The 16,968-nt window shown below is 45.1% G+C and carries 11 protein-coding genes; all 11 read left to right on the top strand.

Annotation, left to right across the window (positions count from 1 at the left end; genetic code table 11):
- The first annotated feature begins 10 nt into the window (after positions 1 to 10).
- The 11 genes from QUB30_RS22005 (at position 11) to QUB30_RS22055 (ending at position 16,891) form a co-directional block, all read left to right on the top strand.
- On the top strand, positions 11 to 1,015 hold the full coding sequence (locus QUB30_RS22005; protein ID WP_333337437.1) for a hypothetical protein: 1,005 nt from the start codon (positions 11 to 13) through the stop codon (positions 1,013 to 1,015).
- Between the two features lie 23 nt (positions 1,016 to 1,038).
- On the top strand, positions 1,039 to 2,124 hold the full coding sequence (locus QUB30_RS22010) for a hypothetical protein (protein WP_333337439.1): 1,086 nt from the start codon (positions 1,039 to 1,041) through the stop codon (positions 2,122 to 2,124).
- Between the two features lie 239 nt (positions 2,125 to 2,363).
- On the top strand, positions 2,364 to 2,960 hold the full coding sequence (locus QUB30_RS22015) for a hypothetical protein (protein ID WP_150111742.1): 597 nt from the start codon (positions 2,364 to 2,366) through the stop codon (positions 2,958 to 2,960).
- A gap of 169 nt (positions 2,961 to 3,129) precedes the next feature.
- A complete protein-coding gene (locus QUB30_RS22020; RefSeq protein WP_333337442.1) occupies positions 3,130 to 5,130 on the top strand; it encodes a hypothetical protein in 2,001 nt (666 codons plus the stop codon).
- Positions 5,131 to 5,239: 109 nt separating this feature from the next.
- Positions 5,240 to 5,965: a hypothetical protein gene (locus QUB30_RS22025; protein ID WP_333337445.1), complete on the top strand. Its 726-nt coding sequence runs from the start codon at positions 5,240 to 5,242 to the stop codon at positions 5,963 to 5,965.
- 595 nt (positions 5,966 to 6,560) lie between these two features.
- Positions 6,561 to 8,897 (top strand): ATP-binding protein, encoded by a 2,337-nt coding sequence (locus QUB30_RS22030; protein WP_333337448.1) that lies wholly within the window; start codon positions 6,561 to 6,563, stop codon positions 8,895 to 8,897.
- A gap of 205 nt (positions 8,898 to 9,102) precedes the next feature.
- Entirely contained in the window at positions 9,103 to 9,858 is a 756-nt protein-coding gene (locus tag QUB30_RS22035) for an AAA family ATPase (protein WP_333337451.1), read from the top strand.
- Entirely contained in the window at positions 9,855 to 10,796 is a 942-nt protein-coding gene (locus QUB30_RS22040) for a ParB/RepB/Spo0J family partition protein (protein WP_333337455.1), read from the top strand. The genes QUB30_RS22035 and QUB30_RS22040 overlap by 4 nt, the downstream gene beginning before the upstream one ends.
- Before the next feature lie 380 nt (positions 10,797 to 11,176).
- Positions 11,177 to 12,157, top strand: a complete 981-nt coding sequence (locus QUB30_RS22045) for a hypothetical protein (protein ID WP_333337458.1) — start codon at positions 11,177 to 11,179, stop codon at positions 12,155 to 12,157.
- Complete coding sequence (locus tag QUB30_RS22050; RefSeq protein WP_333316130.1) at positions 12,154 to 12,903, top strand: HIRAN domain-containing protein; 750 nt, start codon at positions 12,154 to 12,156, stop codon at positions 12,901 to 12,903. Before QUB30_RS22045 ends, QUB30_RS22050 begins: the two co-directional genes overlap by 4 nt.
- A 580-nt stretch (positions 12,904 to 13,483) precedes the next feature.
- Complete coding sequence (locus tag QUB30_RS22055) at positions 13,484 to 16,891, top strand: hypothetical protein (protein ID WP_333337461.1); 3,408 nt, start codon at positions 13,484 to 13,486, stop codon at positions 16,889 to 16,891.
- Positions 16,892 to 16,968 lie beyond the last annotated feature (77 nt).

Below are 16,968 nucleotides of genomic sequence, written 5' to 3' on the forward strand. Positions count from 1 at the left end.
AGAAAAACCGATGAAATCACCGAAATTGCTTGTTAAACTTGCCCTCGGCATTCCTGCAATTTGGCTGAGCTTAATACTAAATTCTGTTGAAGCAAAAGCTCAAACCTCTGACAGCAATCCGACTGCAACACAGCTTCCCAGCTTAAACAATCCTAACAGCAGCACTTTCAACCGCTCCAGCTTCACAGTTCCCAATCAACAAATAGACAACGAAATCCAACAATCAGCTAATAACTTCTTGAGCAACCAGAAAGAAATAGGAGGTATAGAAAACACAATTAGCGGCATAACAGGCGAAATTTCAGATACCATCTCCACCATTTCCACCATCTCTGACAGCATTTCAGGCATCTGGGACAATTTGTTAAATAAAGTCGAAAAATTTAGCAGTGAAATAGAGTCAACCCTCTCTTCATTCCTGGGAGAATTGAAAGTTCCAGACCTAAAAGAAGCAGTTAAAAGCATAATGGACGGCAACACCTCCGAAAGCGAAGGGACAAAACTATCCGCTGCTTTAGAGAAGAGACCGCAAGATTCTTACAGCCTCAAAGAGAACACCGCAGAACTCGCAGAAAGAGAAAGTGCTGTCAGTGAAGCCAATAAAGCCACTCTCAGTAAAGGAGCTCAACAAAAGCAAGCTCAGATGAAAGAAATTGTCCAGCAAAACGTAGAGCAAACTAATCGCGAGAGCCAAAATTCAATGGAATTGGGTGCTGATTCAGAAGGTCAAGATGTCACCCAGAACATTATGAGAAATATATCTCAACAAAGTGCGATCGCAGCTAAGCAAGCAGCCTTATCAGCAGAAAATCAAAGTGCCTTAGTCATGCAGGGCCAGCAAGCTCAAATCGATCGCAGTTTTGCCAACATTCTCAATGCTCAACAAGCTGAAGAACTCAACGAAATTAACACAGCCCAGAGACGGCAGGATGCTGCGGCGGCTACCGCTTCTTCTACTCAAGCCGGACTGTTTCAAATGCCGGGAGGCATCACCCTGGGGGCAAGCGAAGACTGAAATCACAACAAGGAGACACCGCGATGCTGACACAACTAATCGCCCAAACTAGCACAGCAGGACAAGCCCTGGACACTCTCTCTGATGCCATAGAAGTCTCTCAAAAAACCGTCGAATCCTGGAATTTAGTTTGGTTTAACACCTTCAACACTCAAGAATCCTCTCTCTGGATTGCCTTAGTCAAACTAGGACTAATTCTGGCGGGAATATCTGTTACTTACCTCGCTGTCACCAGTGGCAAAGAAATCATCGAAAAACAGTCTTGGTCAGAGCTAGTAGCCATGTTTATCTGGCCACTCGTAATTGTAGTATTTCTCAGCAACAACGGTAAAGTCTTAGCTGAAAGCGTCAAATTCATCAAAGCTGTAGGCAGCACTCAAGTTCAAGAAATTATGAAAATTCAAGTCGGAGAAATGACCTTCAGAACTGCCCTGAGCGACGTTAACCTCACCAGTGCTGGCAAAGAAGAAATCGAAAAACTCTACAGCGAATGTCAGGGCAAAGTTGGCTCAGCTTTAGTGGAATGTTGGAACAGCAAAAAACAGCCAGCTCAACAAATCCTTCAGGCAGCCGAACAGCAAAATGGAGGAGCTCTCAAAAGCTTGCAGCGATTTGTCGAAAACTTAGGCACTGTTGCCAATCTTCAGGATATAGGAAATGGCGATTTTGCAGGACAAGTTTTTAGGTCTACTGTCTTGCCCATCATTCGCTTAATTCTTAGATCAGTACAGTGGGCATTTGTCAACATTTTAGAAGCAGCCTTGTTGCTAACAGCTTTATTCGGGCCTCTGGCAATGGGCTTGTCGCTGCTGCCGCTGCAAGGAAAACCAATCTGGGCTTGGTTAATAGGATTTATGTCGTTATTTGGAGTGCAATTGGGTTACAACATCGTCGTTGGCTTAGTCGCCGTAGTGATTGTCAAATCTGATGCAGAGCTAGTTACAGATATCGCCTTTTTATTCTTTTTAGCTGTGTTTTCTCCCGTTCTAGCCGTGTTAATAGCCAAGGGTGGAGGAACTGCTTTGTACAGTGCGATCGCCAATAGCACCAAACAGCTTACAGATATTGCCAGTAACGCGATCGGCGTTATTGCTGGAAAACTGATCTAGGGGAAGGAAATTCCGATAGCTTTTTCTTCACCGAACCGAGTTGTTACTCACTACTCAAACCCAGTTTCCCAATCCATTCCCTCCCTATCTCCCTATTCTCTATCCCCCATCTCGCCATCCCCTTCGATAATATGAAATTTCCACAATCACAACCCTTACTCCCTGAATCTAAAAACACTTTAGCCTTGTGCTTTGTTCTACTAACAAGCTTTGTTTTCCTCCTGACAATTACTGTTTTAGTGAATACAGTCAGTTTGAGAGCCTTATCTCAAAGAAAAGTTACCTTTGTCCAGTTAAAAGACGGAACCGCAGCACGAATTGCAGAACAAGATGAACTGTACAGAGAGCCGAAAATTATCCAAAATTTTGTATCCAGTTGGGTAAATTTAACCTGGGCTTGGTCAGGCAAAATTCCCGGCACAAATGACCCAGACCCCGGCATTAAAGTTAAAGGTTCCCAAGTTCCTACAACTGCTTGGATGGGCTCCTTGATGATGGAATCAGAGTTTGGTAAAGCTTCTCTTGTTGAACTTGCCAAACTCGTTCCCAACACCATCTATTCAGGAAAAACCCGCTCTGGAGTCTATATCTCTCACATCTCAGAACCCAGAGAAATAAAAAGAGGAGTTTGGGAAATAGATGTAATTGCTACTCGCGTAGTGCTAGAGCAAGGCATTGGAGAAAGCCGAGAACAGTTTAATCGAACCTTCACCGTCAAAGCCGTAGAAATTCCCAAATCCCCTCTCAAAGAAAACGCTAATGAATTAGAGAAGACTATTCACTCTTTGAGAGCAGCCGGATTAGAAATTTCCCGAATTGTCGAATTCAAACCATAGAAGAGGAAAGAGACATGGAAAGGGGACGAACCGGCAAGTGGGTATATTTAAAAACCTACCGTAACAACTAAATAATTTAAACATTTAGTATGTTTAATCCCTTTGCTTGAAGTCTTCTCTCTTTGCTTTTTTATGTACAGTTAAACACAACACATTCAACTCTAAAGCCATGACTAACAAAAGAAATGGATTAACCGAAAATCCAATTAATGCCACTCCTGATAATAGTACCACTACAGCCAATATGAATCATACAACTGCATCAAGTGAATATACCCCTAATAATGATGACGATAACATCAATTACCCTATTTCCCCTTCTCCAAACCCTTCCCCTTCTGACGATGATATTGATGAAAACTTCATTGCTAATTTCGACCCCAATGCACCCCTAACACTTGAAACTCAATATCAACTCGCTCAAGATGAGGAAAGACCACTGCCCCCGCCTGTTTCCGAAAGAGGCGTTCCTAGAGCAGTGACAATGCTGCTGTTGACTGGTGGAATACTATTGCTAGGACTGCTGATTTGGCAATTTATCAAGCCTAAATCACCTCGCGAACCTATCGCACAATCAACACCAAAAGAAAGCTCTTCTGGCACCATTAAAGATGAAAAACCGGAGTTGCTGGCTAAATTAGCTTACCAAGACCAACAAAAACTGTTAGCCGAAAAACCGCAAAAAACCGCAAAACCCAAAACAGAACCGTCGCCCAAACCGTCAAGAACCCCACGAACTCCGCGAACTCCGCGTCTAGTCGCTACCCGGAGCGCTGCACCGCCACCTACTCCTCTACGCGAACCCCTACCCGCACCCAGAACAGTAGTGCGGACGGTAACAGTACCCGCACCCATACCGCAAAGAACACCCGCGCCCCCACCAGCCCCCATACCCAAACCGTTAATATCCCCACCTTTAATTCCAACTCCAACATCCGAAAAAATCGACCCGTTTGAGCGGTGGAACCAACTCGCTCAACTCGGACAAATTAGGGGAAATTTTGACCCTAACCGAATAGCGAATGCCGTGAGTGCAACACCAAGCACTCCAGCGACAACAAGTGCTACCGCCGCCGCTCTGACAAAGCCAGCTCCCACAACTGAATTCCTAACAGTCAATATCGGCAACGAAAAGTCGCAACCCTCATACGTTTCTTTCGAGCAAATCCCAGAAAAACTATATAGCCACCCCAATAACGCCAGCGGGGAAAGGCTACACCCGGAGTTTCCTTATGGAGAGGACAGCCTCGAAACCACCGACAACTCCCAAAACCCCACTAACCAATTAACTCCGGCTCCCTTTTCCCCCCAAACAAGTTCCGATTCTACTGATAACTCAATCGAGACTGCGACTCGACTCAGTGCTAGCCGAACGTCCTTGCCCGATACAGAATTTCAAACCCTTTCCCCAGAAACTGCTCCAGAGGCTTCTGCCTTAACAAATTCCCCAACCCTAGAACAAGTAAATTCCCCAGGGGCAAAAGGCATTCTCAACCGCACGCCCCAAACAGCTCAGGTTCCCCTTGGAACCACAGCCAACGGCGTAGTTTCGGTTCCCCTGTTGTGGGATGAAGGCTCAGGCAAACAGCTTTACGACAAATTTGCCGTCACCCTCACAGCCGACTTCACGGCAACTGACGGCTCTATTGCTTTTCCTGCGGGTACGGTTGTCATTGCCAAAGCCAGCAACGTCAGCAAGACCAATCGCATGGTACAAGCTACTGCTGTGGCGCTCGTCTACTCTGATAGAAACGGTCAGATTAAACAGCAGCCCATTCCAGAAGGCGCAATTTTGATTGCAGGAGAGGGCTCTGGGCCGCTGATTGCTTCAGGCTACTTCGACCCAGGTTCAGATATTGCCGGACAGGATATCCTCACCGCAGTGCTGTCGGGAGTTGGACGAGTCGGTCAAGTGTTCGCAGAGCCTAAAGTCAGGAGCTCTAGCAGTATTAGCGGTAGGTTTGGGGGCAGTACAACCACCGTTGAAAGTCGAGACCCGCAAATTTGGTCAGCCGTCCTCGATGGCTTCTTCAGCCCCCTGGCAAAACGGATGGAAAGCCGCTCAGATAGAGCAACTGAAGAACTTTTAAACCGCCCCAATGTAGCTGTGGTTAATAAAGGAACCCCGGTTTCTATTACTGTTAACAGCTTTCTCAACATTTACCGATAACCAAACCGTCGGTAAACGGTTAAGTCCCCCCAACGCGACTGCGGCGATTAGTAAAGGAAATCCCCGTTTCTACTGTCAACAATTTTCTCAACATCAACGAATAACTGCCATGACGAATCGCATCCAATCCCCAAGAATGCTTTCCCTCGGAGGGCTTTTGTTCACAGCAGTGTTCGCTACTGCAAGCTACCCCGACTGTGCTTTTGCTCAATCAAGAGTAACAGGCTATCAAACTGTGGGTCGAGATATTGCCGTCAATAGTGCGATCGATATTTTAGTCTATCCCGGTCGCGCGAGTGCGATCGACTTCAGCTCAACCGATGAAGCTGTCGCCTACGTTTTAATTGCCGACCCCTCAAAAGTAGTTTTCAGCACCGACGCACAATTGGCAAGCGGCCTTGCCAAAACTGTTTTCTTGCGTCCCATTCAAGCGCTCACTTTTCCGGGAGCTACCACAGCTACCATCACTAACCTTTCAATCAAAACTGTAGATTCAAAAGGCAAACAGCGACTTTACAACTTCAACATCGTTCCTACCAACAAAGAACCCGAACACTTAGGAATTCGCATCGCTCCCGTCACCCCAAGAATGTCACCGACTGTGAACGTTGATAGAGGTCGCGCACCCACAGCATCAGATGTCGAAAAAGGATTGCTGATTGCCATTCAAAAAGGCTACACAGCAGCCAACGACCCAGTAGTCTACAGCGTGCGACAATTTTTAGCTCTAGTAAGAAACCACAATCTATCGGCGGCCGATGCTGCTGCACGAGCCGGAGTAGACTTGTCTGTAATTGTCGAACTAGCCAAAATAGTTTTTGAAGAACCAAACTAGCGCTCACACAAACCTACTCATATCTAACTCATGTTAGACAGAGTTAGGCAAGTGCATTCGTTCCGGGGTCAAGCACAGAGCGGGATAAACGGCGAGCCATCAATTTAAAATCTCAAATCTCAAATCTCAAATTGTTCCAATTACCCATTACCCATTACCAGTCTAGAGTGGTTTTAAGCACGCAACTTGGGTTAGTTGAGATGCCAATCATCTCCTTAATACTGCCCGCGCTGAGTCAGGCAGGAACCAGTTTTCCTAACCGCTCGCTCTGAGAATTTATGGCTTTTGACTGATTCAGATTCGTTTGAAACTGCGCTACTAATAGGAATTAGTCAAGCAGCATAACGAGAGTGAGCGGGGATAGTGACCCAGAAGAGGAGAACTCTTCTACGGATGGTGTTACTCCCCTCTGAAGAAGAACGTTTTTTTCCTCATTCTCCACTCCTTTGTTCAACCAATGTTCCGCCCAAAAAGCTCTGTTCAAAAAAAGTCTGCCCTCCCGCTGCGCGTTGTGCTTACAGTCCCCAACGCTCTTTTGATTTCAATCTTACTAGCTCTAACGGGGTGGCTTTCTTTTCAAACAGGGCGACAGACAATGAATGACGTAGTTGCACACCTATTGGGAGAAGCAACGAGTCGCATCTGGGACCGCCTTGACAACTACTTAAAAGAAGGGGTTGTGAAAGGAGAAGGGACTTACAATCAAATTCCAATTGGTTCGGTAAACCAACTTTCCCCAAGTCAAACAGCCGGAGTCACAATCAAACCAAATGGGGAAAGAAATGGGTCAGACTCTCCAAAAACAATATTGCCTCAACAAAAAACAAATTCTGCTTTTCCCATCCCAACCTCAACATTCAACTTGCACGATTTCCTCATTAGCCCTAACAGTCAAGCCTTTATCTTAGACCGTTCGGGACGTTTAGTGGATCGGAACGAGGTAACTGAACCAAAACCGTCTATTTCTGTTGACGGACTGCAGCGAGAAAGCATCCAAGCTCTGCAACAAAAAGTAATCCAGCTTTCAACAGAGTATTTGCTTAAACATTATGGCAGCCTCGCTGCTATTAACAGCAGCCAAAATCTTAACTTTACTGCCAGCAACTCACTATACTTGCTACAAGTCAGACCTTTTAAAAACCCGAAAGGCTTAAATTGGCTGATTGTGGCAGTTGTACCCGAAACCGACTTCACCCAAAAAGTTCATGCCAACACCCGCAACACTATTTTGCTCGTGCTGCTGGCTTTGGTTCTTTCTATCTGCCTTTTGCTGTCCATTTCCCTAAGAATAGAACAGCGACTGCTGCGGTTAATTTCGGCAACAGAGGCGATAGCTGGTGGCGACTTCGACTCAACAGTTTCAGGTAGCGGTATTGCCGAACTCGAAGCCCTAGCCTGTGCTTTCGAGCGCATGAATTGCCAGTTAAAAGCATCTCGCAAGCGGTTAGAAGAATATTCTGGCGATTTAAAGCGGCAAGTTGCACAGAAAACAAAGGAACTAAAACAAGCTAAAATTGCCGCCGAAAGTGCCAATCGCGCTAAAAGTACCTTTCTGGCCAATATGAGCCACGAATTGAGAACGCCTCTGAATGCGATTATCGGCTTTGCCCACCTCCTTGTGAACTCTAAAAAAACTGCACCGGAACAGCAGTCGAGTTTAGATATTATCAATCGCAGTGGCGAGCATTTGTTGAAACTAATCAACGATATTTTGTCGCTGTCTAAGATTGAAGCTGGTCAAATTACCCTCGAATCAAATGCTTTTGACCTGTACAGTTTGCTCTCGGACATAGAACGGATGTTCCAACTCAAAGCTCAGTCGTCGGGATTGCAGCTTGTTTTTGAACTCCGGAAAGATGTACCGCAATACGTCCGAACTGATGAAAGCAAGCTGCGCCAAGTTTTGATTAATCTGTTGGGTAATGCTGTTAAATTTACTGAGGCGGGTAGGGTGAAGCTGACTGTAAAATGCCTTCAGCCTAGAGCCAAAAAACCGCTATCCAAGTTCTTTCTCCAGTTCTCTGTGAAGGATACAGGCCCTGGTATTGCCCCTGAAGAGATTAGCCGTTTGTTCAAGCCGTTCGTGCAAACTGAAACTGGCAGGAAATCGCAAACGGGCACGGGTTTGGGATTGCCAATCAGTAGCTCTTTCGTGAAGCTGATGGGTGGCGAGATTAAGGTCAAAAGTTCTGTGGGGAAAGGAACGGTTTTTAGTTTTTACGTTAAAGTCAGTCATGCTACTGAGAGCGAAGTTTATGACAGACTGCCGCAAAAACGAGTGAAGGGGTTGGCACCTAACCAACAAAATTATCGCATTCTGGTAGCGGATGATGAGTCGGCAAATCGGTTGCTGCTAACTCAGATATTGAAGTCGGCTGGCTTTCTAGTGTGGTTCGCGGATAACGGAATTGAAGCTGTTAAATTGTGGCGAAAGTACAAGCCGCATTTAATTTGGATGGATTTGAGGATGCCTGTTCTAGACGGCTTTCAAGCTGCTCAAAAAATTAGAGCACGGCCGAACGGTTCTAACACTAAGATTATTGCTTTGAGCGCTAATGCTTTTGTTAAAACCCAGGAACTCGCCATGTCGAACGGCTTCGATGACTTTGTTGCCAAACCGTTCCGAGAAACAGTAATTTTTGAGAAGATGGCGCTTCATTTGGGAGTTCGCTATATCTATGAAGAGGAGTCGTCTAGGAAGTCCGAACAGGATGAGCACGTTGTGCAACTGACTCCTGAGTCGCTGTCTGTGTTGCCGAGGGAGTTGATTGAGAAGCTTTACAAAGCAGCCGCTTGTGGAGACGAGCAAGCGGTAAGGCTGTTGATTGAGCGAATTCCCCTGTCGCAGAAGTCTCTTGCTGCGGCTTTGACTAAATTAGTTGACAATATGAGCTTAGATATTATCAGCGATTTAACTCAACACTACCTTTGAACGAACCCCACCCAAATCCAAGATTATGAGTAGGGACTGCGCTGAACATCTCTAGTTCAATGATAACTGCGATAGTTCAATGATAACTGCGATCGCAGTTATCAGATGCGGTTCTCAAAGTTATTTCAAAGATTAGCTTAGAATAAGCCGCAGTCCACTAATATTGTTGTTGAATCAACACGTTTCAGAGCGTGCTTAAAAATAGATGAGCAAAATTATTGCGCTGTTCAACCAGTCAGGTGGCGTCTCCAAAACCAGTTTGACAATGAATTTAGGCTACCATTTGGCGAAGCGTTCGCAAAAAGTCTTGTTAGTAGATATGGACCCCCAAGCCTCACTTACCGCCTTCATGGGCTTGGAGCCATCTGAGTTACAGGAGACTGTCTACGAGTCCATTATGAACGGTTCTGACGCGGCGCTCCGCAAAAACCTTCACAACATGGACTTGCTCCCTTCTAATATTAATTTGAGCGGAGCAGAGCTGGAACTGGTAGTGGCTGACATGAGAGATAGTCGATTAAAAGAAGTCCTTGACCCCCTTAGCTCGAACTATGACTTCATATTGATAGACTGCCCTCCTTCGCTAGGCATCCTATCCTATATCAGCCTAGTTGCCTCCACTCACGTCTTAATTCCGATTCAGACTGAATATAAAGCTCTCAAAGGAACCGAATTGCTGTTGCAAACCATTGCTCGCGTCAGGAAACGCGCTAATCGGAAATTGCAGATTGCCGGAGTGATTCCGACGCTGTACGATCCCCGTACTGTACAGGCCTTTCAAAGTTTGCAGTCAATTACTACTTCTCTGGAGAAGATTGCTGCGATTTACCCCGCCGTGCCTCGGACTGTCGCTTTCGCCGATGCGTCACAGCAACACGTACCTCTGGCCGCGTACAATCCAAAACATCCAGCCGTCGCTGTACTCGATACTATTGCACAAGGACTCTTAGCTCTGCGATGAATCAAAAGCGCGACAATCAGCCTTATCAAATCAAAGGGGTTGAGGCTCTATTAGGAACCAGCGACAGCGAAGATGCCGCATCCTCCCTAGTCTCCATAGACAAAATTGTCTTGCCCCAGCAGCAGCCACGCCGCTATTTCGATCCGACAGCTATGCAAGAACTGGTGGAGTCAGTCAAGCAGCTAGGGATTCTGCAACCGCTCCTGGTACGCCCAATAGATGGCAACAAGTACGAATTGGTAGCGGGAGAACGGCGCTATCGAGCCGCTTCGTCGTTAGGTTTGACTGAGATTCCTGTTGTGATTCGGGAACTGACAGACACAGAGGCTCTGCAAATTGCACTGCTGGAGAACTTGCAGCGGGAAGATTTGAATGCGATTGAGGAAACTGAGGGAATTCTGCAATTGCTGGCAATGAAATTGAACTCTACCTCCTCGTCAGTTATTGCTTTGCTCGGAGCAGCCGCGCACCCGGAACGCGCCGGTGTGGATAACGTTATCCACAGCTCGGAGTGGGAAATAGTAAGCGATATATTTGCACTCGTCGGGAAGTACACTCCAGAGAGTTTCCGAACTAATCGCCTCCCCTTGCTGAACCTGCCAGATGATGTGATTGGAGCGCTGCGGAAAGGACGGATTGAGTATACCAAAGCCAGAGCGATCGCCCGAGTTAAGGATAGCTCAGAGCGATCCCAATTGTTAGAAGAGGCGATCGCTCTCGACCTCTCCCTGACCCAAATCAAACAGCGCATTGCCGATTTAAAAGCCCAAAATACAGGTCCGGCGACTGCACCGGATCGCTCGCTTAAAAGTCGCGTAGATACAGCTTTGCAGCGAGTGAAAAAGTCTAAGGTTTGGGATGACCCCAAAAAGCAAAAGAAACTAGAGAAGCTGTTAGCTGAACTGGAAGCTTTGGTGGGTGAGGGATTGGAAAAATGAAGCGGATTTTAAAGTAAAACTACATGAACTACCTACACTGTGCCTTGCGGGTACAATGTAGGTAGTTCATGTAGTTTTAGGAAAACTCCAAAAACGCTCTAAATTCCTTGGGCTGAACACGCCTTTGAGGCGGTTTTTATGGGTTTAAAGCGAACGACCTCAAAAAAGAGCTTTTCGAGGCGTAAGGTTGCTGCAATCCGATCGGCTGCTGGTGTCCGATCGCTACAATATGTCAAATGGGTTCTATAGCAGTCGTCATACTGCTATAGACAAGGTAGGGTTCATGAATGACCCCTACCAGACTTTGTGTTCTAACCGACGAAAGCGGTTGCTATATTTGTGAACTGCGAGTGCGGCGAAAGAAATAGGTTAAACAATTTATGCCTGATGAATTTCCCATCATTATTGTCACCCCTCAAGCTTACGAACTCTCCAAGACTGAGGCAATGGGAAGCAAGTATAAGTTTTGGTTTGAACACCCAGAACTCGGCCGCTGCCTTTACAAACAAGCAAGACTTGATTTAGGCGAAGATTGGGCAGAAAAAGTGGCCTCCGAATTGTGCGAATTACTGGGAATTCCTCATGCTAATTATGAACTGGCCGCCACGAGTGAGGGGAATCTCGGTGTAGTCTCTTCTTACTTTTTGCCTAACGGTGGCACCCTCGTTCACGGTAACGAACTTCTTACTCCCATCGTGCCAAATTACCCCACCTTTGCAACCTACAACCTGTCACAACATACAATTGATCTAGTGTTGAGAATTATCTCTGATGAATCTGTGAACTTACCCATTGGTTGGACAGTACCCAGTGGCATCCAAAAAGCTGTAGAAGTGTTTGTCGGCTATCTTCTGTTAGATGCGTGGATTGGCAATGGCGATCGCCACCACGAAAACTGGGGTGTTGTCCGAAATAAGGCAGTGCCTACTACATCCGAAACAGCACACCTAGCACCCACTGCATCCGAAACAGTAAATCTAGCGTCCACTACATCCAAAACAGCACACCTAGCACCCAGTTACGATCATGCTTCCAGTCTGGGGCGCGACCTCTCAGATCGACAAAGGCAAAAACGCTCAGTAGAGGCTTATGCTAACAAATGTTTCTCAGCGTTTTATGGCAGCGTTGATGATAAAAAGCCTCTCAAAACAATTGATGTATTTGACTGCGCTGCACGTCGATTTCCGAATGCAGCGCATATATGGCTTGAGCGACTTGAAAGTATCTCAAAGGCGAATATGGTGGATATTTTTAATCGAATTCCTAACACTCGTATCTCACCGATTGCAGCCGAGTTTGCCCAAAAGATTCTTGAATTCAATCAACACAGACTGCTTAACTTGAGGAAAACGCTACCGTGAAAACACACTCAACGCTTTTTTTGGCTTGGCAAGATCCAAACAGCCGTTCCTGGTTTCCCATTGGCAGGCTAACCTTTGACGGAACCAACTACCAATTTACCTACACGCAAGGCGTTTTAGAAGCTCAACAGAAGTGCGGTTTTGAACCCTTGCCCTCGTTTCCGCGCTTAGGTGAAGTATATACATCAACCTACTTATTTTCCGTATTTGCTAATCGGTTGATGCCGACAAATCGCCCCGATTACTCAAGTTTTATTCGGTGGCTAAATCTTTCTCAAAATGAAAGCGAGCCAATTGCCATGTTAGCTCGCAGCGGTGGGCGGCGAGAAACAGATACTCTAACTGTTTTTCTCATTCCTGAACCAGATTCAGAAGGGCGGTATCGCCTTCACTTTTTCTTGCACGGACTGCGGTATTTGCCACCCTGTGCAATTGAGCGAATTAACCGCTTAGAGACAGGAGAAAATTTGTGGTTAGCTCACGAATTTCAAAATCATTATGATTCTAAAGCATTGACTTTAAATACAGAAGACCACCATATTGTCGGGTATTGTCCGCGATATTTGAATAGTGAGATTTTTGAAGTTCTATTGAGGAATCCCAGTTTGGTAGAGGTGCACGTAGAGCAAGTCAATCTACCGCCGACACCACTCCAGTTTCGCCTGCTGTGCAACATAACGGCTCAATGCTATGATGACTTCCGCCCATTTTCAAGTCATGAATATCAGCCCCTCAGCAGCTCTTAGGTACTGGAAAACCCCCGCAACTCCGAGTTAGACTCCTCTTGACCAAATTGAGCCAAACATTCATCACCGCAAGTCGCTCAGGAGCCTTTTCGCAATCCGGCCTGCTCGATCGGCGCTTTCTTCCCCAATCCGGTCTCACCGGAGTGCTACTGATGTTGACTCCCGCTCCCACGATCCATTCGTAGCAGGCTTGCCCCTCAAAGAGGATAGCTCTTGGGTGCTGAAAAGCCCCTGCAAAGATTGGGATTTACTCAGTTGCAGTTCTTTGCCCCACAATGTCCGACCTCTTTGCTATTATATGAGGGCGTTGGTTACTGACCCTGCTGTTGCTTGAGATGAGGGTAAAAGGAGAGTCGGATAGCGAGTTTGTAAACCAGTTTCGTGGGTGCTTGGGATTAAAGTGTACTCTATTCACCTGCAATCTGTTGTAACTGTAAGCTCGACACCGACCTCCTGAGATGGTTTATTTTGGCGAACATGAAATGATATTTTGAATCATTCTACTTGTATGAGAATAATTTATCCCCTTAACCAGTGAACAATCCGCAACCAGTTTTCATAAAAGAAGGAGCTAGTTCCCGTGAAAAATGAGTTAAAAGAAGACAGGAATGAACTGGCGAGGCTGGATTATAGCGACTGGCTAGCAAAAACTCTTGACGAACTGAATCAAGAAACCGGAGCAGCAATATTTTGCTTAAAACAAGATATCCCTTCAGGAAGATTTAGGTTAATTATAGACATTCATTGTTTGGCTTTTCAACTCGCAAAAAATCAAGAATTAAGACCTCCATTAGAGCCAGGAGAAAAAGCCTATAAAGCGACAATAAACATGGTTGAAAAATGCCGTGAAACCTTCGGAGAAAAAATTCAAGAAATCAAAACGGCTTTATCAAATAGATTAATCGAGGCTATTAGGAAAGTCCACGGCTCAGAGCCTGATGAAGAAAGCTCAGAGCCTGATGAAGAAAGCTCAGAGCCTGATGAAGAAAGCTCAGAGCCTGATGAAGAAAGCTCAAAGCCTGATGGAGAAAGCTCAAAGCCTGATGGAGAAAGCTCAGAAGTGACAATTGATGAATTAATCGAGTCAATGCTTGTACCCCTGGCATCAATGCCAAAGCAGCCCTCCTTGTTTGCTTGGCAATTCCCTTCGATGACTGGGTTGAGTTCGCAGGATTTGACCTTGGATTATGAAGTGGAGACTCCTACAATCAGGAGTCACAAAGTAACAATAGAGATAAATAGTACAACTCGCTTCCGCGAATTTGTGGTGACTGGGCTGGAAAATTATGTTCAATTCTTGAAAATACAACAGGACTCAAATTATCCTGATTTTGTAATTAAAAACGTGAGAACGAGCCTCGATTTGCTCAAAACTAATGGTTCTAATGAATTATGCCAACTTGAAAAATTACTTAATCAGGAAACAATCGGTCGCCTGAAAAGAGAGGCGGAAGTAACTTACTTGGAATCCTTGGCAAATATAATTGATGAAGATTGCGCTCGCGTTAGAGACTCGAAGCAAAAAAGTAAGTTAATACATCAGTTTGCCCTTAAAGGGAAACAACAGCCACGCGGAATATCACTCGACGAAGCCTCGTTTTATTTGAGGGACTACAGCCGGCGTCTTAGATCACTGGAAAAATTCATCAACGACAAAAAGAAACCAGAGGCTTATTACGAAGTAACATACCAGGGCGTACTTGTAGACATCCAAGAATTATTCTCTGGGCGGGATGCCTTCTCCGAGTTACCTCTTTTAGGCAAAATCGATGGCTGTATTGGAGAAACAGACGATCCACATCAGAGCATTACCTCAATAACTTTTGGACTCAAATTCAAGTTAAACGGGCGCGTCAGTAATCCGGTTCTTTACGATTCTTCATTTGTGTATGGGCTTGAGATGATTAAGCCGGATTCAAAGTTGCATAACATAAATTTGGACGATCTAACGCAGGAGAGGCGCAAGAAACACATTGAGAAAATAGTTAAGTTTTTCGTTCTTTATTACTTTGCATTTGCCTGTCCCAACCCTCTAGCGTCAAATTATTGTTACGAGGATGTTCTAAATTTTGATGTAATCGGGAGATTTACGGAAGAAGTATTGCCTCAGTTGAAAGAAGAAGCTCTTGACAGTGATGAGGCTAAGAAAAATTTAATGATAAAGTTTGTTGGTGAAATGAGTGAATACTTAGTTACTGACAAACTGGAAGCTGTGGTAAAAGCTCTTAAAGAATACTTAAAAAAAGAAAAACTTGGCTTTTCTGCCGAAAAAAAGATAAATATAGGGCTGTCACGGACATTGCTTCTGTCAGACTTGAGCGAAATCAGCAATACGGGTAGATTCTTCGGGAATGAACTGTCGGAGAATCTGAAGGAATGCCTCAAGTATGTTTTCATCTCGGCACAGGTGGCAAATAAAGACGCAATCATCCAGTTTCCTGTAACGCTGATATTTGAGACGGATAACTTCTACCGCACGAGTAAGAAGCGCGAGTTCGACATGAGCTATCAAATTGGCGACATTCAAATGCTTCCCGTGTTCTATAGTTTTGCAAGTCAAGATACAAGCAAGCAATTTGCTCGCGATAAAAAGAACATCGAAATGCTCGCACCCTTATTAGGGGGGAAACGTAACCTGCCCCAAAATGCTGATGAAGCATCGGAATACATGAGTCGCCTTGTATTTCCTGGCTCACTAATAGAGTTTAAAGTGACTGAAGTACCTTTAGAGAAAGCCACAGAACGGGGGCGTTTTATATACGAGCTTACTTGGCGGACGCTTGGCTTCATAATATTAAATATTCTGACATCTCAAGCGCGAAAAAATAAAAATTTATTTGTAGGTCAGTGGCTGCTGCACCAAACAGCAGAAGCCCAAACAACGCAGCAGGAAACATTGATTCATCAAATAGTGGAGGAATGGAGTTATGTATTGAGCGACTCCTTGTTGATGAATTCTCAAGGAATAGTGATGCCGAATATTAACCCTTATAAAATTCCCAATGCCAAGTGTTCGCTCTACTCAATGTTGCCACAGGAATACAAAATTAAGAACAATAACAATAGAACCATAGAGCCATTGTTAATAGTGATGGTTTCAAGTAACAAATGCGACGCCCGTTCCTCACGTTGGGGAGAAAACTACATTGCCAACTTGACAGGTGAAGTTGTAGCAGTGGAGCCTACAAAAACAGGCCTAAAAGTGAGCATGGTGAAAACTCTGGCGGGAAATTACAGAGGAGATGAACTGCATCGCTGTCCAGCAGTGCTGCGCGACACAATTAGCGATATGTATCTCAAGGGGTTTCGCCACGTTATATACATAGCTAGCAGTCCCTTTTCTGAACACCTGCGCGTGACTGACCAACAAAATGAATTGTTCTTCATGTCGCCGGAACTCATCAAATACCTCAAGATTTCTGATGATCTGGTAATATATCCGGTTCTGTACGACAGTTACAGCGCCTTGCGGATTGATGGGGAACTGAAAGAAGAGACTTTGTACGTTCAGGACGTGCGCCAGTTGAGTAACGTATTTAATGACCCCAATCGCTCCCAGGTAGTATTTTTCAATTTGTTCACCGGAAAGGCTGTAGAGCGAGATCGTATTTTCTACAACACTGTGACAACTTATTCTACCTTGCTCAACGCCCACCCTGGCGACGTAATTGACGTGAATAAGGTAATGGACGGTCTCATCAAAGAGGGAGAACTAAAAAATAACCTCATGCTTGGGTTAACGCTCTTGCATTATTCAAAATACGAAAAAAGCCAAACTAAGGCAGAGAAATCGTTCCTCAAACTCGACCCCCTAAATGATATTATCGGCGACAATGCAATTGGCAGGTCAGCAGCAAAAAGTCGGCACTGCATCTCTTCGGTGCAAATGAATTCTATCGCATTTCTCACAGAAGTGTACAACGCATTGATCGTTCCAATTTCTGAAGAGAATGCGATTAATAGCAACATTAGATCTCTTGCAAAATAATTTTATGATATAATGAAAAGTTTTGCTGAGATTTAATTGAATCCCAACTCCTAACTTATTTTCACTCTGGTCTTGCT

The sequence above is a fragment of the Microcoleus sp. BROC3 genome (assembly GCF_036702515.1).
Classification (GTDB): Bacteria; Cyanobacteriota; Cyanobacteriia; order Cyanobacteriales; family Microcoleaceae; genus Microcoleus.

Coding starts and splice junctions, on each gene's coding strand:
- QUB30_RS22035 (WP_333337451.1), top strand. CDS start 9,103: ATGAGCAAAATTATTGCGCTGTTCAACCAGTCAGGTGGCGTCTCCAAA.
- QUB30_RS22030 (WP_333337448.1), top strand. CDS start 6,561: ATGAATGACGTAGTTGCACACCTATTGGGAGAAGCAACGAGTCGCATC.
- QUB30_RS22040 (WP_333337455.1), top strand. CDS start 9,855: ATGAATCAAAAGCGCGACAATCAGCCTTATCAAATCAAAGGGGTTGAG.
- QUB30_RS22025 (WP_333337445.1), top strand. CDS start 5,240: ATGACGAATCGCATCCAATCCCCAAGAATGCTTTCCCTCGGAGGGCTT.
- QUB30_RS22045 (WP_333337458.1), top strand. CDS start 11,177: ATGCCTGATGAATTTCCCATCATTATTGTCACCCCTCAAGCTTACGAA.
- QUB30_RS22010 (WP_333337439.1), top strand. CDS start 1,039: ATGCTGACACAACTAATCGCCCAAACTAGCACAGCAGGACAAGCCCTG.
- QUB30_RS22005 (WP_333337437.1), top strand. CDS start 11: ATGAAATCACCGAAATTGCTTGTTAAACTTGCCCTCGGCATTCCTGCA.
- QUB30_RS22020 (WP_333337442.1), top strand. CDS start 3,130: ATGACTAACAAAAGAAATGGATTAACCGAAAATCCAATTAATGCCACT.